This is a genomic window from Clostridia bacterium, from assembly GCA_028698525.1.
Taxonomy (GTDB): Bacteria; Bacillota; Clostridia; order JAQVDB01; family JAQVDB01; genus JAQVDB01.
This window is the reverse complement of record JAQVDB010000022.1, coordinates 14,118-34,188: the sequence shown is the minus strand read 5'-3', so window position 1 is coordinate 34,188 and position 20,071 is coordinate 14,118. Positions and strand designations below refer to the sequence as shown.

Below are 20,071 nucleotides of genomic sequence, written 5' to 3'. Positions count from 1 at the left end.
TGATGTATACCTTTCATACAATTGAATACATGGGTTATTCTGCTAGCTCCACAGTAAACGGCATGTTCCGTATCCTTGTATGAAGCATCAGTATGTCCCAGCGCAATTTTAATACCTTTCCTATATAGATATTTGATTAGTTCCTGTGCACCGGTTAATTCCGGCGATAGGGTAACAGTATCTATCATATCCTCATACTGCCCGCATGCCTTTAAAAAATTTTCTATGGTTGGCGCCAGTATGTACTTCTCATCATGTGCGCCTTTCTTTAAAGGATTTATAAGCGGTCCTTCCAGGTGAACTCCTAGTAATTGGGCCTGCTTGTACAAATCTTGGCTGCTCCTGGCATATTCAAAGGCCTTCAAAGCATTTTGAATATCCTGTATACAGGCAGTGACAGTTGCCGGTGTAAAAGAAGTGACCCCATGTTTTATAACTTCAGATGCCATTTTACATATTGCTGTTGCATTACCCTGCATCAAATCATTACCCTTAATCCCATGCATGTGAATATCTATAAAACCCGGTGAAACTATTTTACCTGCCGCATCTATAATTTGAGCCGATGATTTAAAATTATCATTACATACACGTTTAATTTTTCCCTTCTCGATCACCACACAGCTTTGTCCTATAAAATCACTGCCGTCAAATATTCTGCCGTTTGATATGACCATATCCCCCAAAATCAACACTTCCTATTCGTTCATCTTCTAAAAACAATATCCCCATTTATCATTACCATATATGTTTTAGTGATAAACTCCAAAGGATGTCCATCTAACACCACTATATCAGCATCTTTCCCTGGCTCAATGCTTCCTATTCTGTCATCAAGGCCTATTATCTTGGCAGGATTTATTGTTATTGCTTTCAATGCTTGTTGCTCATCCATGCCTTCTCTAACAGCAAGAGCTGCACATACGGGAAGATATTGTATGGGTATTACCGGATGATCAGTCATTAAAGCAACGTCAAGACCTGCTTTGGATAAAATACCAGGAGTTTTAAAGTTCAGCTCTTTTAATTCATACTTTGATCTCTCACTTAAAGTAGGTCCTACTATAACAGGGACATCTGCCTCTATAAGATAATCTACTATTTTGTGTCCTTCAGTACAATGATCTATAGTGATGTTCACATTAAACTCCCTTGCTATCCTGATAGCAGTAAGTATATCATCTGCCCTATGGGCATGTGCCTTCAAAGGTATCTCACCATTTAAAACCTTAACAAGTACTTCCAACTTTAAATCTCTTTCAGGCTTTTTGTCACCATCACGTTTGGAGCTTTCAATTTTTCCCTTGTATTCCATTGCTTTTATCAAAGTTTCTCTTAAAATAGCAGCAGTCGCCATCCTGGTGCTAGGCGCTTTTTTCTGCTTGCTGTATACACTTTTAGGGTTCTCCCCAAAAGCAACTTTCAAGGCAACCGGTTCTTTTATAACCATATCCTCCACACTTTTACCTACAGTCTTAAGGGCTGCAAATTGTCCTCCTATAACATTAGCGCTACCCGGTCCTGTTACTACCGTAGTAACACCATTTTCTCTCGCTTCCTCAAAACACCTATCAATAGGATTTACACCATCTATCGCCCTCAAATGAGGGGTAACAGGGTCAGTACCCTCGTTTCCATCCGCCCCTTCAAATCCTATAGCATCTTCCCACATACCGATATGGCAGTGCGCATCTACCATTCCAGGCATAACATACTTGCCTGTACAATCAATCTTGATAACATCCCCTTCTGCATCGATGTTTTGTGCTACCTTTTTTATTTTTTTGTTTTCAATTAAAATATCGGCGTTATCATAATCCTTCCCGGCCATAGTTAATATTTTGGCATTTTTAATTAAAATCATATTTTTTTATCCTCCTGTATGCTTTTTATTATCATCCATTGCCTATAAGCATATTGGTTAAAATAATCAATATTGCTCTTTATATATTATATTACCATATTTAGTCCTTTCAATTATCCAGCTTTGCTCCTTTTGACAACACATCTTATGCCTTATCACTTTATATACACCATATCCTAAAAGTCCAACAATCAGGCCAAAGCCTAGTATCTTACACGTTTTATGCATCAAATCCTCCTTCAATGATTCAAGTTTTTATAATGTACTAGTATATCTATTATTATATACTTTAAATAACTAAATAGAAACACGCAAAACCTCTAATCAGAAAAAAAGGACCCCTTTAAAGAGGTCCTCCCAGCGATTAATAATAAAAAGTATGATTTCCTATATGGCCTGCAAATTTTCTGCTGCTTGTAATCCATCGTCCTACCGCTTTGCCTGAATTAAAGAAATAAAGTGCAGAACCAACTATATTATTGCCGCTATATGCTTCCCTTGCCGCCCTATAGCTTTCAGACGACGGATTATTATATATAGTACCGTTTGCAACCGGACTAAACTGAGGTATACCTTTATAATACTCAAAAATAACACCATATACCGTATTAGGAAATTTACCAGATCTTACCCTGTTCATCACCACGTTACCCACCGCAAGCTTGCCTGAGTAACTTTCTCCTGAAGATTCTGCATGTATTATTCTAGCAAGCCAATATATATCACCATCATACTTATTTAACCTGCTCAAAGTATTCTGACCTGCTATTCCGTCCACTGATAAACCGTAGTTCCATTGAAATCTCTTAACCGAATCTTGAGTTAGATCACCATAGTATCCTGTGACCTTACTATTAAAAAACCCTGCTTTTTTTAATTGTTGCTGGAGCTGAGTTACCTTCCAGCCTGAGTCACCGTTCTTTAGAACACTACCTGTGCCGTACAACCTTCCTAAGGTGACAGGACCTGCAATACCATCTGCTGATATCTTGCAATCTCTCTGAAACTTAATAACAGCATCCCGAGTTATATTTCCATAATATCCGGTAATATTGGCATATCTATAATATCCTTTACCTTTTAAAGTCTTTTGTAACTTTGCTACCTGTTCTCCCCTACTTCCGACTTTCAATAATCCTGCTGCATATACATCATTGGCCATTGTATTTATCACAAAAACAGTTGCAAGAATTATTACAAGGACAATAGATATTTTCTTCAAATTAAACTTCAATAGTACCCCTCCCAGCTTATTGGTTTACATAATAGTATTTTACTTATTTTTTAGTTTTTATCAAATCTTAAAAACAAGCTAAAAGAGGATTGTTTACTATTCATTAAAGAATATTAAGAAATTGTTAAGTAATTGTTAAACTTCTTATAAATAGCGACATGATACCATTTTTTACTGGCCTGGTGTTTCTGTGAAAGATAAATCATGATTGTTATACCATTTTAAAAAATACTCGGATATCTGACGTTTTTCTTGCCTGATATATATGTCTACACTCTTTTTCATGCTGATAGCTTGGGACATCTGCCAACCCTTCAAAGCATGCCATTCACACAATTCAATACCTTTGTCATCCCCATGCTTTTTATACATTCTATAAAGACTGTCAAGATTTCTGATAGTCTCTTTAGCCTGGTCTACAGTCTTAAACTTAAGAATATTTTTAAATACATCATTATATTCGCCTTCCAGCCGACCATATGAAGGTTCATATGTTACACATTTCCCATCGTCTTTCAATACATCTGCTATATATCCTCTGGACGTTTTACCTCCTCTGCCTAAATATATGGTCAGTTTATCATTTATCAAGTCTATCTCTTCTATACTAGCTTCCTTCAAATGATATTTATCAAAAATATATAAAATCATATCTTTTTTTGTCTTTCGAGACATTTATACACCACACCTGCCTTGTATTATGGACTATTAGGTCAAAGTTTCCCGTTCCAACCTTAATCTTTATTATAATGTATAGCCAACAACTGTGTAAATAAAAAAGACCAGATTTAGAAAATCCGGTCTTTACATTACATCAATAGGAATTATCATGTCAAAAATTCCTATTACAAAGGCAGCAATAATTGCTCCTAATGCTGTAACCTCCATGCCTGGAATGATAAATTGGCTTAAATAGATTATCAGAGCAGAAACTAAAAAACCTACTATGCCCCTTCCGAATGGAGAGGCATCAAATTTAAACAATCTATTTATAGCGTAATCTAAAAGCGATATGACTATAGCCGCCACTAAAGCCGTACCAAAAGTCATTCTATCAAATCCAGGCACTAAATAAGATGTGATCAACAACACTATCGCGGCAATAATAAACCTTATTATAATCCCTAGCAATCCTGTTCCCTTGTTTTCTGTTTTTTGTCCCTGTTCATCTGCCATTTTAATCACCTCCACTTATAATCTGCCTGTTTTTACAAGTTTTTATACCATCGTATTTATATAAATCTATGATTACAAATATTTTTTGTACATATTTACTATATTTCACTAGCAAAATTTATTCCAAAATTATAAATTTCGGATATACCCCTTTACTTAATGCTAGATAAGCCTTATAATATAGTTGTAAAAGTTACAACCACAACCAACAAGCAATACTAACATAATACTAAATTTTTTTCATTTTACTCCCTCCTTTTTTTACTATAAATTTTTTATAAGGGATTCCGTAAAAGGAATCCCTTAAGTTATTTATAGTATTTCCTTATTTATATCTATTATTTCTATACGTAAATCATTTTCAACAAAATCTATAACTCTGTCCATAGCTGCACTACATCTCGTTGCGCTATTACCTACACATGCTATTCCAATTTCCGACTTTGTCAAAATATCCAAATAATCAATTTCTGCTATGGATACGTTGAATTTGCATTTAACTCTTTGAATTATACTCTTTATTACACTTCTCTTATCTTTTAACGAGTGTGAGCTATAAACATGTAATTTTATAGTACATATACAAACAAACATTTTATCCCCCTAAAATATCAGATATCTATTGTTTACAAAGTTTGTGTAATGCCCTAACATAGATTTTGCAGCTCTTTATCAAATCATCTATATCCACATATTCATCCTTTTGATGGGCAAGTTTGGGAGTATGTGGGAATGACGGACCAAAGGCTACAGCATTCTCTAAAGCCCTTGCATATGTACCTCCACCTGTTGATAATGGTGTCAACTTACTGTTCATACTGGAATTATATACATCAACTAAGGTTTTTACTAATATAGAATCCTCAGGCACATAATGGGATTTCATATGACTGGTTGTTTCAATATCTATATTATAAGCTTGTGTAGCATCCAACAACCTCATCAATATTTCATCTTTAGAATAAGTAACAGGATATCTTATATTGATAGTCAATATAGCCCTATCATCATCTAAATCTATCAACGCAGGATTTAAAGTAAGGTTCCCAGATATCTCATCCTGTAAATCCAATCCTATCAATGTACCATGGTTGTCCATACCTATCTTGTCAGCGATAAAATTTACAAACTTGCTTTTTATACAAGGTTTTAGAGCGCTTAAAAACATGATGAGCTGCATAACTGCATTTTTCCCTTCTTCAGGAATACTGGCATGAGCTGAAATACCATGGGAAATAATCGCTGCTTTGTTATCATCCCTTTCAAATTTCATATCATATCCAGTCTGTTCTATAAATAAATCGAACTTATGTAATAATTGTTCAACATGGCAGTCTTTCATCATTTCTATCTCACATTTACAAAAGTCGGGAACCATATTATCCCTTGTTCCGCCCTTTATATTTATGCTCTTAATAATTTCAGTATCAAAAATTGTTTTTTCCCTGGCAGAAAGCCGTACGCTCAATATGCCTTTTTCGGCATTTATAACCGGAAAATCCCCATCAGGCACGATAGCACAGGATGGTATCTCCTCGTTTTCGATATAATAATTGATCCCTTCCCAATCATTTTCCTCATTAGTTCCAAAGATAATTCTTATCCTCTTATCTATATCTTGACCTGACTCCATCAATGCCTTCAATGCAAAAATAGATGCAATAGCCGGTGATTTATCATCTATTGCCCCTCTTCCATATATCCTATTCTTGTGAATAGTTGCTCCAAACGGTGGAAATGTCCATCCCTTTCCTTCAGGCACTACATCTAAATGTACTAATATACCTATCAAATCGCTTCCCTTTCCATATTCTATATAGCCTGCATAACCATCCAAGTTTACTGCCTTAAAACCTAATTTGCTGCCTAAATTCAATACATATTGAAGAGCGTCATTAATCCCTTCCCCGAAAGGCATGTTCGGTTGTGCATCTGCCAATACACTTTTTATCTTTACAAGCTCAACAGTATGATCTATGATATCCTGCCTATACCTTTCAATAATTTCATCCAAAATCATTTTCCAATCACCTGCTTTAATATATTTTATTATATAAATACAAATATATAATCTGTATTATATAATATTCTACAACTCTTATGCATAAAAAAACAGGATTAAAAATAATCCTGTTTTTTTAATGTTATATTTCGCTCTTCAAGTTTTTAAACATGGAATTAACCTGTGGTATAAGTGATACTATCAAGCATATAACTGTTTCAGTCCCAATAATAAGTAAATTTACAAGTATTGAGTATAATATCACATTCATCCCTTCAGGTGCGTACTCACCGAAAAATATTACACCTGATAAAAATGAAAAGAAAAACCTTGAAAACCCTCCTACAATTATACCCAGTTGCAAATTATTTTTAAAATAACCTGCAATGCCTAAAGCTGCAAACGCTAAAGGATAATCCAAAAAAACCTGTGCCCAGTGCACTATATATGGATCCTGGATAAGTTGAAGAAGCCCATATGCGGCACCTGCAGTTATTCCAGCCTTAGCTCCAAAAAAGTAAGCAAACACAAACAAGGGCAACATACTTGCAGGTGTTATAGAACCACCTTGTGGCCATCTGTAAAGCCTTAAATAAGATAATACAAATGAGATAGCTATACACAGACCTGCATAGACTATCATTTTAGTATTATATCCTTTAGCTTCTTTTTTAGGTGAAATAATATAAATAATAAAAGCCAAAACAAATACTGCAAGTATGGTGATTGTAACTGGTTTTAATTCAGAAAACTTTTCAAATACAGACTTTAAATAATCCGAAGCAGACATAAATACACCCCCTCTCATTAAGTCACGCAATTAGGGGGAAATAAAAATCGCAAGCTTTTCTTTGCTTGCGCATAATGTTGTTTCACATTATACGCTTCCCTTCGTTAGAATTATCTAACAGGTTCCAAGGGTCGGTAATATATCACCTTCTCAGCGGTTAAGCCCCCCCAGCGTATTTACTGCTTATTAAGTTGCCTATTCAATTCTAGTCGATAAAGACAGATTTGTCAACAGGCTTATTGTAAACCTTTTATGTTTTACTAGTTGACAATCCTGTGCCGTTGAATTATACTTTATTAGGAAATATTAAATAATCATTTAAATGACACATAGGAGGTAGAGCTAATGGGCATAAAAACAAGAGATATGATCCTTATTGCATTTTTTTCAGCTTTAACAGCGGTGGGTGCATTTATAAAAATCCCCATGTACCCGGTTTCAATAACACTTCAGTTATTTTTTGTTATCCTTTCCGGAATGTTGTTGCCACCTAAGCATGCAGCATTTTCGCAGATACTTTATATCTTTATAGGTCTATTAGGTATTCCTATATTTGAAAAAGGTGGAGGTATAAGCTATGTTTTACAGCCCTCTTTCGGATTCATGATAGGTTTTGTCATTGCATCTTATATAGTAAGCGTATTATCATCAAAATATCTAAATAATAATAGCAGTTTTTATAATACATTCCTTATCTGCTTGTCCGGAATACTAGCTTGTTATTTATTAGGAGTACCCTATTTATATATTATATTAAAACATGTTAATGGCACAGATATAACCTTTCTTTCAGCAGTAAAAATCAATGTAATATTTCTGCCGGGGGATATTTTGAAAGCGGCAGTGGTAGCATTGATATCCAAAAAAATAACTCATAATGTGTCTCGGGGACGTTTAAATTAACATCCCCTCCTCATTAGGCACTAATCTCTATCCTATAGAATTTCAATATTATTTCGGTCACAAAATACTTCTTTGCTCTCTCACACCTTGAATAGTATTTTTAACCCCCGAATACAGACCTGATGCGGATAGTCCTGCTATAATACCTTCCAATATTCCGGTCTTGATGTTCAGTGGATTCAAATAAAAAACACTTAGGATTATGCCTGAAACAATATTAAATACAGGAATAAATTTTTTAGGTACTCCTAACATCTGAGCTACTTTTGCTAAAGCTATCATGACAGGAATAATATAGCTTATTGTCAAAGAAAAGTCCAATATAAACACCTCCCAGATTAAATATCTAATTAATATCTATTCTGAAAGGCTAGCTAAAGATGACCTAAACAGACAAAAATAATATATTTTTATCTGTTTTCCACAGTATTCAATAGAAACGTTATGCATAAAAAAATCCGATAACCTTTCTGCTATCGGATTTTAATATATATAAATCATCCTTTGACTGCCCCAAGAGTTATACCCTTTGTAAAGTATTTCTGGAATGCAAGGAATACTACAATCATGGGCAGGGAAGATGCTGTTCCTCCTGCCATAAGCAGTCCATAGTCAGTACCCCATTCCATCTGCAGTCCAGCAACTCCTAAAGGAAGTGTCTTCATGGGGGTGCTCTGGATCAATACTAATTGCCAAAAATAATCGTTCCAACTAGTCATGAATGTGAATATTGCCAGTGCGCCCATTCCTGGCTTTACCAGTGGCAATACTATGTCCCAAAATGTCCTAAACTCTGAACATCCGTCTATCTTGGCTGCTTCCAACAGCTCAGTAGGCAATGTCTGGCTAAACTGTTTCATTAGGAATACCCCAAAAGGCCAACCTACTGCAGGAAATATCAAACCTTCAAAACTATCCAACCAACCCCATTTTGATACCATTGTAAAAAGCGGAACCAATAGCACCTGTCTGGGAAGAGTCATCATTCCTACGAACAGCCAGAACAATGCTTCTCTACCGGGATATTGCTTTTTGGCCAGCGAATAGCCTGCCATCGCAGATGTAAAACATACAAGCACCATTGTTCCAAATGCTGTAAACATACTGTTGAACAGCCATTTGAATGCAGGGTACTTAAACAGCTTTTCCCAGTTCATTGTAGATAGTGTAGACGGGAATATCTCCAGGGATGATGCAGTTACTGATGCCATTGGCTTGAACGAACCTGTTATCATCCAATAGAATGGGAACAGGAAAAACGCTGCGAACAAGCATATCACTATAACAGCTACTACATGTCCTGCTGAAACTCCTTTTTTTCTTCCGACAACATCATAATCTTTCATTCTGCTCCTCCCTCCTTAATATTCCACATCAGTAGATAGGTATTTGTATTGTATTACAGATATTATCACTACTATCACTGCCAATATTACACCCATAGCAGATGCAAGTCCGTAATTTTGCAATTCAAACGCTGATTTATACAACGTAAACAATATGGTTGAGGTTCTATAGAAAGGTCCTCCACCTGTCAGCAATTGCACTATGGCAAATGTCTGGAATGAATTTATGGTAGTTATTATTACTATATACAATGTAGTTGGCAATATTAAAGGCCAATAAATGTTTTTAAATTTATCCCATGGTGTGGCACCATCCAGGTCTGCCACCTCAATATAATCTTTTGGTATATTGCCCAATGCAGCTATATATAGGATTATTGGCTGGCCTACCGACAGAGTAAATAGTATTATTATCATCGCAGTTAATGCATATCTTTCATCGCCCAACCAGTTGATCGGCTGTGCACCAAATGATTCCATTATCTTGTTCAATATACCGCCCCTAGGGCTGTATATCCATTTCCACACTATAGAAATAGTTACTATAGATGATACTGCGGGCAGATAAAATGTTGCCCTGAAAAACGACCTTGTAAATTCTGATTTATTATATATAACTATAGATACAAACAGTGAAAATATCAGTACTAAGGGTACATTGCCTATAACAAATAATATAGTGTTTTGCATAGATTTTATAAAATTCTCATCTTTTAAAAGATACGTAAAATTGCTAAATCCGGTAAATTCATATTTTGTTGCTGTATAATCATAAAAACTTATAGTTATTCCTTTTATCATAGGATATACAACAAAAAGAATAAAAAAGAACATTGCAGGCAACAAAAACATATATCCCGGGAGCCAATCTCTCATCTTAGCTTGAAAACTCTTCTTCATGTCCTCTCCCCTTTCAATTAAACATGTATAAATACTATGCTCAATTAAATCCAGATAAATATATCGCCCTTAAGGGCAATATATTTATCTGTTAACAATTAAATCACAAAACTTATCAATTATTCTTTGTTTATTTCTTCTGTGCCTTCTTTTGCAAATGCATCCAAAGCTTCTTGTGCACTCAATTTTTCTGTTAAAGCACCCTGAATATTTGGATACCATTTAGTTCTCATCCCTGCATAGTTGTTTGCTGTATAAGCAGTGTCTGCAGCATATTTCAATAAGTTTTCAGAAAACTGATAGTCTTCATCATCGTAAAGACCTGTCATGGAATTTCTCACAGGAAGCTGGCCTGTAGCTACAACAGCTTGATCTTTATATTTGTCGCTATCCAGTATGAATTTAATAAGTTTCTTTGCAGCTTCAGCTTTTGCTTCGTCTTCATTATCAAACACACAGAATCCACTCAATTGAACTTCTGCCTTAGGATCTTTCCCTTCTGCATTTGGATATGGGAATAAAGCCCATTCAAATTCTTCAGCTTTACCATCAGCTATATATGTCTCATGCAATCCATGATGTTGAGGTGATGCCATAATATTGATAGCAGATTTTGTCTGGAAGAATGTCTCAACTACATCCAAGGATACAGTCGATTCTGCCCCTGGAGCAAATAATCCTTCTTTATATTTTTCAATCATCCACTCAAGACCTTTAACTGCATTCTCGTTGTTAAATATGATTTCTGTATGATCATCATTGATCAGTTCAGCATCAAATGCAGATTGAATAAACATCCTCATAGAAGAGTCTCCTTGCTCATTCCCTGCAAATAACATTGAAGGATATACATCCTTACCGCTATCCTTTACTGCCTTTAGAGCTGTTTCAAATTCTTCTAGGGTCCAAGTTCTATCTTCTTTATCCAAAGGTAATAAATCCTCTTTACCTATTTCTTTAAAGAAATCAAGGTTAACAGCTACTACAATTGGAGTTGCACCACATGGATACATATAAGTTGTTCCATCAAGCTGACATGCCTGGAGTAGATTCTCCGGAATATCACCTTTTATATCATCTGTAACTACATCATCTAAAGGAACAAGTACATCCTGTGTTGCGTAACCCATTATTCTTCCTGGATAATCGAAGAGAACATCAGGTGTACTGTTTGAAGCTATAGCAACGTTCACCTTTTCAGGTCCACCATTCCAAGGAATCATCTCGATTTTAACTTTTATGTTTGGATTTTCCTCTTCAAAGTCCGCTATGATTTCACTTTCAAAATCACCGACTTCTTTTTCTTCTATGTTTGTGAATCTAGGATACTGCCACCAAACGATTTCTACGGATTCACCGTCACCTTCGTTTGAGTCTCCTTCTGAAACTTTGTCATTCTGGTCGTCTTGGCCATCTTGCTGGTCTTGACCACCACAACCCACTGCAACAACAATTAAACTCAAAATCATAATTGTTAGAATTAATTTTGCTAGTGACTTTTTCATCTAATATTTCTCCTTTCATTGTAACTATTAATTAAATTATAAAGCGGCACACTCCATTAAGTATTTTATGTTTTTTAATAAACATAAGCTGCTTCAATAAATATTATATGCTTAATATCTAAATGAAGTTTTCATTTTTTTTAGAACACCCTAAAATATCTTAGACAAATTGATAAAAAAAATGCCCTTTTATCGGGCATTTTAACCTAATATATTTAAGCTTTCCCTATATTCACTGGGTGTGATGCCTACAACTTCTTTAAAACATATGGTAAAATAATGGGCATCTTTAAAACCTACCTGATAGGCTATATCATATATTTTTTTGTCAAAGTCTTTTAAAAAATCTTTAGACTTTTGGATCCTAACTTTCTTTATATAGTTTGTCAAGCTCTCTCCTGTTTCTTTTTTATATAGATGACTTATATAGTTAGAATTCATATTGACATGAGATGCGATAATATCAAGATTCAAATCTTCATCACTATAGTTAACCTCTACATATTTATTGATTTCTCTTATAACACTCCTGTATTTTAAATATCTTCTATTTACCACATAATCTATAATTTTATCAGTTAACTCTTCAATATAAATCCTAAATTCTTTTATAGTATCGAATTTTTCAAATTCTATATACACTTCCTCAATATTTTTTATAATATCAGATATATCCCCACCTATTTCGCCAACCACCCTTAGTATATTTGATAAAAGCTCCCAACATATTACTTTAATATTATTTATAGAATGTACTTTAGTGCTATCTAATACAAGATCGAAAAAATCGTCTAATATTTCTTTGACTTGCGTAGAATTCCCCTGCTTAATACTGCTTGTAAGGGTCCTTTGTAAATCATTGGGGAGGAAAAAAGATATATTACTATCAGGTTCAACATCTTTTATATCTATTATTTGGTTTTTCCCTCTCAAAAACTTATAATCACATGAGTTTTTTGCCTCTTGATATGAGTATTTTATATTTTTAAATCCTTGATAGGTATTCCCTATACCCACAGTTATATTAAAATCCTGGTAGCCTTCTATTGACTCGATTATTCTTCTAGCTATAACAGATTTCAAAGATTGCACTTTATTCTTTTGATTTTGTCCTATTATGAGTACAACCTCGTTTTCGTTAGGTGTATGAACAATACCTTCCCTATCACCTTCAGTCTTCAAATTCATTTCTTTCAATACTTTGATTATGGAATTTGTCACAAGATATCTATTTATATTCTTGCCTTCTTCGTTAAGTGTCTTTAAAGATAGGTCATCGTGGTCTATAATGCACACCAACACACAAAAATACTCACCGGAAATCTTTATATCCAAATATTCACCTTGTCTTTTTATATCACTTATATCATTTATAGTCCCGTTCAATAAACTGCTCACATACACCGCCTTTAATGAAGGCAAATTTCTCTTTATTTGCTGCTTCATCTCTTTCATCTGTTCTTTTCTATTATTTTCTTTTATAATTTCCTCTCTTATTTTAGATAACACTTCTTCTATTTCATCCGAAGCTACTGGTTTCAATAAATACTGCTTTACCCCCAGTTCCATAGCCCTTTGAGCATATTCGAACTCATCATGACCGCTTAGAACAATTACTTCAAGATTAATGCCTTTCTTCCTTATTTCACTCAACAGCTCTAACCCATTCATTTTAGGGAGACGAATATCTAGAAGCACAACCTCCGGATGCTCTTGTATGATTTTATCCAGTGCTTGCAAGCCATTGCTAGCCTCTATTGGCATTTCAAAGCCTAATTTATCCCAATCTATATTATTTATTATTCCTTTTCTTATAAATGACTCATCTTCAACTATCAAAATTTTCATCTAAGTCACCTTCTTTTATTTTAGGAATTATTACAGTAACCTCAGTACCAACTCCATATTTGCTTTGTATACTTATTCCATATTGGTTGCCAAAATATAATTTTATTCTTTCATTAACATTGCTCAAACCAAACCCCTTTGTCCTTGTCATTTCTACCGATCTTATCAATTCATCAAGTTCTTCTGGTTTCATTCCAATTCCATCATCTTTTATCTTGAATATTATACTGTTTTCCCTCAATTTAGCTGTAATAAATATATTGCCTTTTGAGCCTTTTTCCTTTATTCCATGGTATATGGCATTTTCCACTATAGGCTGAAGTGTAAGTTTTATGATCTTACAGCTTTTTATTTCATCCTCTGCCTCAATCTCAACATTTATCAAGTCCTGATATCGGGTCTTTTGTATTATTAAATAATTCTCCAGCTGCCTCAACTCATCTCCTATGCTGATCACTTGTTTACCTTTGCTCAAACTCAACCTGAAATAATTAGCCAGCGCTCTGGATACTCTAGCTATTTCATATTGCTTTGCATTTTGTGCCATCCAATTAATGGTATCCAACGTATTGTATAAAAAATGAGGATTTATCTGCATTTGAAGGGACTTCAATTCATTCTTGCGTATTTTTAACTGACTTTCGTATATTTCTTCAATCAATCCCCTCATCTCGGATAGCATCTTATTAAAGCTATTTCCCAATTGCCCGAACTCATCGTTATATTTACTGTTAAATCTCACGCTCAGATTTCCTCTTTCCACTTTCCCCATCAAACTTCTGATCTCTTTTATAGGCTTTGTAATAAAATCCGAGATTACAAACATCCACATTATAGATATTACAATAGATATTATAATAACAACCATTGTGATATTTTTTATCATCTCGCTGGTTGAAAAAACATAGTCTATAGGCAGGTAAACTCCCACAAGCCAATCAGTATAATTTGAAGTGTTGTATATAAGGAAGTATTCATTTCCATCGATATTCACAAATTCATATCCAGCGGATTTTTTTATATTTAAAAAATTATCTATTATATTCTTGTTTTCATCATATTTTGAAAAAATTATATTATTTGTTTTGTCTTTAATTATTATATTACCATCTTCAGGTGTATTTACAGTCCTTGATATATTCCCTAATATCGACTTATCTATATCGATCATAATAAAACCCAACTTCTGTCTGGTACCTACTTTATTGATCACCCTTATCAGAGATATATCATCCGCTGTTTCACCTATATTCACCCATAAAGGCTTCCCTCCAAGGGCTTTTACGTCTTTGAACACACTACTATTTCTAATTTTTTCGAAATTATTTAAAACAAGTAGTCTGTCTCTCCTATCATGGTATTTTAAATATTCTTCAGCATCTAATATTGCAATAGAGTTAATTTTTGCGTTGGTAGCCACATATTTATCTAGCAAAGATCTTACTCTATCTTCTCTTGCCAATCTATTATTTATAACTGTATTTTGATCAAGCAATATTTGCAAATCATAATCTGATAACAATATAAGTGAAATATCTTCTATCTCATACAATTCATTTTCCATCTCATTATTTGCCAGCTCCAAGTTGTAATGGGTACTTTTTATGGTATTCTCTTCCACTATGGATCTAGAGATATAGTACGAAGTAAAACCTATTATGATTATCGGCGTAAAAGCAACTATAATCAACATTATGCTTATCTTTACTTTTATTGATGAATCCCTGAAATTTTTAACGATAGCCTGAATCATTTTTTTTAATTTTGTCATATTTTTCACCGCGATCATAAAGATATATATATTCTACAATAAAACATATATTATTTCAAAAAAATAGTTTTTGAAATAAAAGTAAAAACCTGCAAATGTATGACCATTTGCAGGTTTCCCTCCCTTTTTACAAATGCTATCTTTGCTATTTTTCTGTTATATATGTATTCTACATAGAATGCAAAAATCCTTCTTTTTATATACCAAACGCCAAAAAAATAAAAACCACATAAAATCTATTTAAAATAGACCTTATGTGGTTCTCCTTTGCTCTATTAACTAATTCTTTTGTGATTATAATTATACCATATATATACATACAATGCAAAACTATTTTAATATTTAACGCCCACCCAAAAAGCAATATAGTATGAATTTAGCCTTTAAAATTATAAACTGGCTTAATTATATCCAATATCTCTGCAGTATCCTCTATATTGTTGATTATTTCATCCATAGGCTTGTAAGCCAAGGCGCATTCATCTATTGTGGATTTGTTAATAGTTGTAGAATATATACCTTCCATTGTTTTTCTGAACTGTTTAAGGCTAAACTGCCTTTTAGCCTCTCTTCTGCTCATCAGTCTGCCTGCACCATGTGGAGCCGAATAATTCCAATCTTTATTTCCCTTTCCTTTGCATATAAGGCTTCCATCCCTCATGTTTATGGGAATCAAAATCAATTCGTCCTTTTGGGCAGATATAGCTCCCTTTCTCAAAATCATATTATCTAAATCGATATAATTATGTATGGTAGTAAATCGGTGCTGGACATCCAAATCCATCCTATTTATAATTTCCTCCACTATTGCTTTACGGTTATATACAGCATATCGTTGTACCAACTTCATATCATTAAGATATCTATCAAAGCTATCATCCTGGACATATGCCAGCTGTTTTTTTATTTTTTTGTCTTTTCCAAAAGACCTTGACAATTCATTATAAGCTAATCGCTGATAATACTCTGCCACCTGTTTACCTAGATGCCTGCTCCCGGAATGAACCACCAAATACAAATTCTCATTCTTGTCTTTATTTATTTCAATAAAATGGTTTCCTCCGCCTAATGTACCTATGCTCTTCCTAGCCCTTTTAATATCTACATGCTTTTTGCATAGAAGACTGTCAAAGTCCATGTGCTTCACATATTCATGCTCTTTTTTTCTAACACTAAAACCAGCAGGTATAAAGCTGTGAATTACTTGATCTAGCTTTTCAAGGTCTATTTCTTTTTGTTTGAGCTTTATAGTTTCTATCCCACACCCTATGTCGACTCCCACAAGGTTAGGCACAATCTTGTCTTCTATTGTCATGGTCGTACCGATAGTACAACCAATGCCTGCATGTGCATCAGGCATAATCCGTATAATGCTGCCCTTTACAAATTCCTGATCACAAAGCTCTTTGATCTGATATATAGCACCTTGATCAAGTTTATCAGTAAATATCTTGGCATTATTATATTTTCCTCTTATCTCAAACATAGACCTCTCCCTTCCTTTTTTATTATCATATATATACCCGATGACCCCACATGTCTCTATTATCTTCTTTAATCTACCTTATAACATATCCTATCTGGACATCCTTCACTTTCAAACTCTATCTCTATAGTAACATGTTGGATATTATTTTGCTCCATCTGCTCTCTTATATCCTGCTTGAGTTTGATAATCTGTTTATGAGAAATATCATCCTTTACTACCACATGAGTACTCATAAGGTTTATCTCACCATCCAAAGTCCATATATGGGTATGATGAACAGATATCGCGTCTATATTTTGGGAAATCTCATTTTCAATATATTCGATAGAAATATCTATTGGAACTCCTTCTAGAAACACTTTGAATATATCTTTTAAATTTTTTATCACATTATATAATATAAACAAAGTAATCAAAACAGATAGTATGGGATCTAATATAGGAATGTCTTTAAACATCAGAACAATGCTTACCACAAATATAGCAGACCACCCTAATACATCCTCAAGCAGATGCCATGAAACAACCTTCTCATTTAGAGATGTACCTTGTTTCAAGCGGAGCACAGCTATTCCGTTCATAATAATACCTAATATTGAAAGCAAAAACATTCCTTTTGCATTTGTGCCTTCAGGACTGATAATTCTCGGAATCGCCCTTGAAAGGATCAGGATGGACCCACCCACTAAAACCAAACTATTTATCAGCGCAGCCAATAGAGAAAAACGAGCATATCCATAAGTATATCTTTGATCCGGTTTTTTGCGCGAGAAATTCTCCAAATACCAAGCAATACCTAAAGATATAGAATCTCCAAAATCATGCAAGGCATCAGATAAAATCGCCATACTGTTTGTGAGCAATCCTCCTATTATCTCTACGATGGTAAAAGTAAAATTCAACATAAATGCTACTTTTATATTCTTTATACTTTTGTGATCATGATGGTATTCCATTATACTATATTTCTCCTCCATTAACAAAAAATATTGTATATGTACTAATATTAATATACCCAATCCATCCTTCAACAATCTTATATCATTCTCCCCTATTGCCCTTTACTGTTTTTAAAGATACTGTTGTATCTTTATTCATCTTATTGTATAATTATGATTATATTTTAAATTGGAGGGTCTCATATGATAAAAGCAAGTATTATAGGTGCGACAGGCTATTCAGGAATGGAATTGGTGAGATTGCTGTATACACATCCTAAAGTATCCATATACAAGCTGGTCTCAAAAACTTATAAAGATAAACATTTTTCAAATATATACCCTAATTTTAAGAACATACTGGATATAAAATGCAGTCAAATGGATATACAGGATATTGGAATAAATTCTGATGTGATTTTTACCTGTCTGCCCCATGGCATATCACAGCAGGTGATTAAAAAGCTATATAAATATAATAAGGTAATAATAGATTTGAGTGGAGACTTCAGATACGACAATGGGAATTTGTATAAAGAATGGTATGGGATAAAACATGAATGTCCCGATATTTTAGCCAACGCTGTTTACGGACTTCCGGAACTTTACAGAAACAAAATAAAAAAAGCATGTTTGATAGGCAATCCAGGCTGCTATCCAACTTCATCTATACTCGGAATTGCCCCACTGGCATTGAATAAATTGATAGACAATAAAAACATAATAATAGATTCAAAGTCAGGTGCCACAGGTGCTGGAAGATCAGTATCTCAAGCCATGCATTTTTGTGAGTGTGATGAAAACTTTAAAGCATACAAGGTAGCATCCCATAGACATACATCGGAAATTGAACAAGAAATAAGCAAGATGTTGAATATAGATACAGTTCTTTCATTCACCCCTCACTTATTGCCTATTAAAAGAGGGATATTGACAACAATCTATTGTAATCTGATGGAAGATATGTCTTCCCAACAAATAATAAATCTATATAGGGATTTCTTCCAAAAAGAGCCTTTTGTAAGGATTTATGAAAATGATAGTTTCCCAGAATTAAAAAATGTGGTCTATTCTAATTTTTGTGATATAGGGATAAAAGTGGATGACAGGACAAATAAGGTAATAATCATTTCTACCATCGATAATCTAGTAAAAGGTGCTGCCGGACAGGCGGTTCAGAACATGAACATTATTTTTGGTTTTGAGGAAACATGCGGGCTAAAATTACCTGCAGCATATATTTAAAACATGGAGGAATCAGATATGTCCAGTCATATTCAAAAAGCAAATATACTCATTGAAGCATTGCCATATATACAACGTTTAAGTGGAAAAACTATCGTGATAAAATACGGTGGAAATGCCATGATAAATGAAGAATTAAAGGAAATGGTCATGCAGGATATCACCCTACTAAAATATGTAGGAGTAAACCCCATAATCATTCATGGTGGAGGTCCTGACATCAACAGCGTATTAGAAAAATTAAATATACAATCGGAATTTCATAATGGTTTAAGGGTCACAAATAAAAAAATCATGGATGTTGCACAGATGGTGCTGGCAGGTAAAGTAAACAAAGATATAGTATCAAGAATCAATAATCTTGGTGGAAAAGCTATAGGCATATGTGGAAAAGATGCTAATTTGATTGAAGTGGAAAAACAGGGAAAAATAGACGGTGTAGACTTAGGCTTTGTAGGCAAAATAAAAAATATAAATAACAAAATACTTCAGCTGCTGAGCCGCGATGAATATATACCGGTGGTAGCCCCTATAGGCACAGGTCCTGATGGCCAAAGTTATAATATAAATGCAGATACTGTAGCCGGCGATGTAGCAGCATCTCTGAAAGCTGAAAAGCTTATTTTTCTCACTGATACCGACGGCATAAGGGAAGTACCCGATCGTCCCGATTCCCTTATATCTGTGATCACTATTGAAAAAGTATATAAATTGATAGATAAAGGTATAATCAATGGGGGCATGATTCCTAAAGTAATGGGCTGTATAGAAGCGATAAAAAAAGGAGTTAATAAAACTCATATATTAAACGGCACAATCCCCCATCCTATATTGTTGGAAATATTTACAGATAAAGGAATAGGCACCATGGTAATAGAATAATAAAATTATTATTTCATGAAGGTATTATAAACATACATCGACTATCTAATTGGTAGCCGGAATTTAAGAGGGAGAAAGTTTATCCCAATAATTACTCGAGAATAAACTGCTATTCATTACATCACAACTATCTCCTCAAGCTGCTGATTTGTCTCCCCCTTATGTTCCTGTCTAATTA

General features: G+C 34.1%; 20 protein-coding genes and 1 riboswitch. Of the genes, 3 read left to right on the top strand and 17 right to left on the bottom strand.

What is annotated here, in order from left to right; translation table 11 throughout:
- The 9 genes from PHP06_04765 to thiT form a co-directional block, all read right to left on the bottom strand.
- On the bottom strand, window positions 1-677 hold a 677-nt coding region (locus PHP06_04765; protein ID MDD3839869.1), incomplete at its 3' end, for an amidohydrolase family protein.
- 29 nt (window positions 678-706) lie between these two features.
- Complete coding sequence (locus PHP06_04760; GenBank protein MDD3839868.1) at window positions 707-1,864, bottom strand: amidohydrolase; 1,158 nt, start codon at window positions 1,862-1,864, stop codon at window positions 707-709.
- A 66-nt stretch (window positions 1,865-1,930) separates the two neighbouring features.
- Complete coding sequence (locus PHP06_04755; GenBank protein MDD3839867.1) at window positions 1,931-2,092, bottom strand: hypothetical protein; 162 nt, start codon at window positions 2,090-2,092, stop codon at window positions 1,931-1,933.
- Window positions 2,093-2,228: 136 nt separating this feature from the next.
- Window positions 2,229-3,098, bottom strand: a complete 870-nt coding sequence (locus PHP06_04750; GenBank protein ID MDD3839866.1) for a peptidoglycan-binding protein — start codon at window positions 3,096-3,098, stop codon at window positions 2,229-2,231.
- Window positions 3,099-3,269: 171 nt separating this feature from the next.
- Window positions 3,270-3,773, bottom strand: coding sequence for a hypothetical protein (locus PHP06_04745; protein ID MDD3839865.1), 504 nt, complete (start codon window positions 3,771-3,773; stop codon window positions 3,270-3,272).
- 129 nt (window positions 3,774-3,902) lie between these two features.
- Window positions 3,903-4,274, bottom strand: coding sequence for a phage holin family protein (locus tag PHP06_04740; protein MDD3839864.1), 372 nt, complete (start codon window positions 4,272-4,274; stop codon window positions 3,903-3,905).
- Between the two features lie 312 nt (window positions 4,275-4,586).
- Window positions 4,587-4,868: a DUF503 domain-containing protein gene (locus PHP06_04735; GenBank protein ID MDD3839863.1), complete on the bottom strand. Its 282-nt coding sequence runs from the start codon at window positions 4,866-4,868 to the stop codon at window positions 4,587-4,589.
- A 25-nt stretch (window positions 4,869-4,893) separates the two neighbouring features.
- The gene (gene pepV, locus PHP06_04730; GenBank protein MDD3839862.1) at window positions 4,894-6,294 is read right to left on the bottom strand and encodes a dipeptidase PepV; all 1,401 of its coding nucleotides are present in this window, start codon (window positions 6,292-6,294) and stop codon (window positions 4,894-4,896) included.
- 124 nt (window positions 6,295-6,418) lie between these two features.
- On the bottom strand, window positions 6,419-7,066 hold the full coding sequence (gene thiT / locus PHP06_04725; GenBank protein MDD3839861.1) for an energy-coupled thiamine transporter ThiT: 648 nt from the start codon (window positions 7,064-7,066) through the stop codon (window positions 6,419-6,421).
- Between the two features lie 79 nt (window positions 7,067-7,145).
- Window positions 7,146-7,245: riboswitch (TPP riboswitch) on the bottom strand.
- Between the two features lie 166 nt (window positions 7,246-7,411).
- Here thiT and PHP06_04720 point away from each other — a divergent pair.
- The gene (locus PHP06_04720) at window positions 7,412-7,969 is read left to right on the top strand and encodes a biotin transporter BioY (protein MDD3839860.1); all 558 of its coding nucleotides are present in this window, start codon (window positions 7,412-7,414) and stop codon (window positions 7,967-7,969) included.
- A gap of 57 nt (window positions 7,970-8,026) precedes the next feature.
- Here the strand turns inward: PHP06_04720 and PHP06_04715 are convergent, their stop codons facing one another.
- The 8 genes from PHP06_04715 to PHP06_04680 all read right to left on the bottom strand — a co-directional run bounded on the left by PHP06_04715 (window position 8,027) and on the right by PHP06_04680 (window position 17,784).
- Window positions 8,027-8,290: a hypothetical protein gene (locus tag PHP06_04715; GenBank protein ID MDD3839859.1), complete on the bottom strand. Its 264-nt coding sequence runs from the start codon at window positions 8,288-8,290 to the stop codon at window positions 8,027-8,029.
- Between the two features lie 176 nt (window positions 8,291-8,466).
- The gene (locus PHP06_04710) at window positions 8,467-9,315 is read right to left on the bottom strand and encodes a carbohydrate ABC transporter permease (GenBank protein MDD3839858.1); all 849 of its coding nucleotides are present in this window, start codon (window positions 9,313-9,315) and stop codon (window positions 8,467-8,469) included.
- Between the two features lie 15 nt (window positions 9,316-9,330).
- Window positions 9,331-10,215, bottom strand: a complete 885-nt coding sequence (locus tag PHP06_04705) for a sugar ABC transporter permease (GenBank protein MDD3839857.1) — start codon at window positions 10,213-10,215, stop codon at window positions 9,331-9,333.
- 119 nt (window positions 10,216-10,334) lie between these two features.
- Window positions 10,335-11,720, bottom strand: coding sequence for a sugar ABC transporter substrate-binding protein (locus PHP06_04700; GenBank protein ID MDD3839856.1), 1,386 nt, complete (start codon window positions 11,718-11,720; stop codon window positions 10,335-10,337).
- A gap of 201 nt (window positions 11,721-11,921) precedes the next feature.
- Window positions 11,922-13,568 carry a response regulator gene (locus PHP06_04695; GenBank protein MDD3839855.1) on the bottom strand — a complete coding sequence of 549 codons (1,647 nt, stop codon included), beginning with the start codon at window positions 13,566-13,568 and terminating at the stop codon, window positions 11,922-11,924.
- A complete protein-coding gene (locus PHP06_04690) occupies window positions 13,549-15,339 on the bottom strand; it encodes a sensor histidine kinase (GenBank protein MDD3839854.1) in 1,791 nt (596 codons plus the stop codon). The genes PHP06_04695 and PHP06_04690 overlap by 20 nt, the downstream gene beginning before the upstream one ends.
- A gap of 376 nt (window positions 15,340-15,715) precedes the next feature.
- Window positions 15,716-16,825, bottom strand: coding sequence for an RtcB family protein (locus PHP06_04685; GenBank protein MDD3839853.1), 1,110 nt, complete (start codon window positions 16,823-16,825; stop codon window positions 15,716-15,718).
- 68 nt (window positions 16,826-16,893) lie between these two features.
- Window positions 16,894-17,784, bottom strand: a complete 891-nt coding sequence (locus PHP06_04680; protein MDD3839852.1) for a cation diffusion facilitator family transporter — start codon at window positions 17,782-17,784, stop codon at window positions 16,894-16,896.
- 186 nt (window positions 17,785-17,970) lie between these two features.
- Between PHP06_04680 and argC the strand changes: the two genes are divergently transcribed.
- Window positions 17,971-19,011, top strand: coding sequence for an N-acetyl-gamma-glutamyl-phosphate reductase (gene argC, locus PHP06_04675; GenBank protein MDD3839851.1), 1,041 nt, complete (start codon window positions 17,971-17,973; stop codon window positions 19,009-19,011).
- Between the two features lie 3 nt (window positions 19,012-19,014).
- Window positions 19,015-19,893: an acetylglutamate kinase gene (argB, locus tag PHP06_04670; GenBank protein MDD3839850.1), complete on the top strand. Its 879-nt coding sequence runs from the start codon at window positions 19,015-19,017 to the stop codon at window positions 19,891-19,893.
- Window positions 19,894-20,071: the final 178 nt, after the last annotated feature.

Coding starts and splice junctions, on each gene's coding strand:
- PHP06_04760 (MDD3839868.1), bottom strand. CDS start 1,864: ATGATTTTAATTAAAAATGCCAAAATATTAACTATGGCCGGGAAGGAT.
- PHP06_04755 (MDD3839867.1), bottom strand. CDS start 2,092: ATGCATAAAACGTGTAAGATACTAGGCTTTGGCCTGATTGTTGGACTT.
- PHP06_04745 (MDD3839865.1), bottom strand. CDS start 3,773: ATGTCTCGAAAGACAAAAAAAGATATGATTTTATATATTTTTGATAAA.
- PHP06_04740 (MDD3839864.1), bottom strand. CDS start 4,274: ATGGCAGATGAACAGGGACAAAAAACAGAAAACAAGGGAACAGGATTG.
- PHP06_04735 (MDD3839863.1), bottom strand. CDS start 4,868: ATGTTTGTTTGTATATGTACTATAAAATTACATGTTTATAGCTCACAC.
- pepV (MDD3839862.1), bottom strand. CDS start 6,294: ATGATTTTGGATGAAATTATTGAAAGGTATAGGCAGGATATCATAGAT.
- thiT (MDD3839861.1), bottom strand. CDS start 7,066: ATGTCTGCTTCGGATTATTTAAAGTCTGTATTTGAAAAGTTTTCTGAA.
- PHP06_04720 (MDD3839860.1), top strand. CDS start 7,412: ATGGGCATAAAAACAAGAGATATGATCCTTATTGCATTTTTTTCAGCT.
- PHP06_04710 (MDD3839858.1), bottom strand. CDS start 9,315: ATGAAAGATTATGATGTTGTCGGAAGAAAAAAAGGAGTTTCAGCAGGA.
- PHP06_04705 (MDD3839857.1), bottom strand. CDS start 10,215: ATGAAGAAGAGTTTTCAAGCTAAGATGAGAGATTGGCTCCCGGGATAT.
- PHP06_04700 (MDD3839856.1), bottom strand. CDS start 11,720: ATGAAAAAGTCACTAGCAAAATTAATTCTAACAATTATGATTTTGAGT.
- PHP06_04695 (MDD3839855.1), bottom strand. CDS start 13,568: ATGAAAATTTTGATAGTTGAAGATGAGTCATTTATAAGAAAAGGAATA.
- PHP06_04690 (MDD3839854.1), bottom strand. CDS start 15,339: ATGACAAAATTAAAAAAAATGATTCAGGCTATCGTTAAAAATTTCAGG.
- PHP06_04685 (MDD3839853.1), bottom strand. CDS start 16,825: ATGTTTGAGATAAGAGGAAAATATAATAATGCCAAGATATTTACTGAT.
- PHP06_04680 (MDD3839852.1), bottom strand. CDS start 17,784: ATGGAATACCATCATGATCACAAAAGTATAAAGAATATAAAAGTAGCA.
- argC (MDD3839851.1), top strand. CDS start 17,971: ATGATAAAAGCAAGTATTATAGGTGCGACAGGCTATTCAGGAATGGAA.
- argB (MDD3839850.1), top strand. CDS start 19,015: ATGGAGGAATCAGATATGTCCAGTCATATTCAAAAAGCAAATATACTC.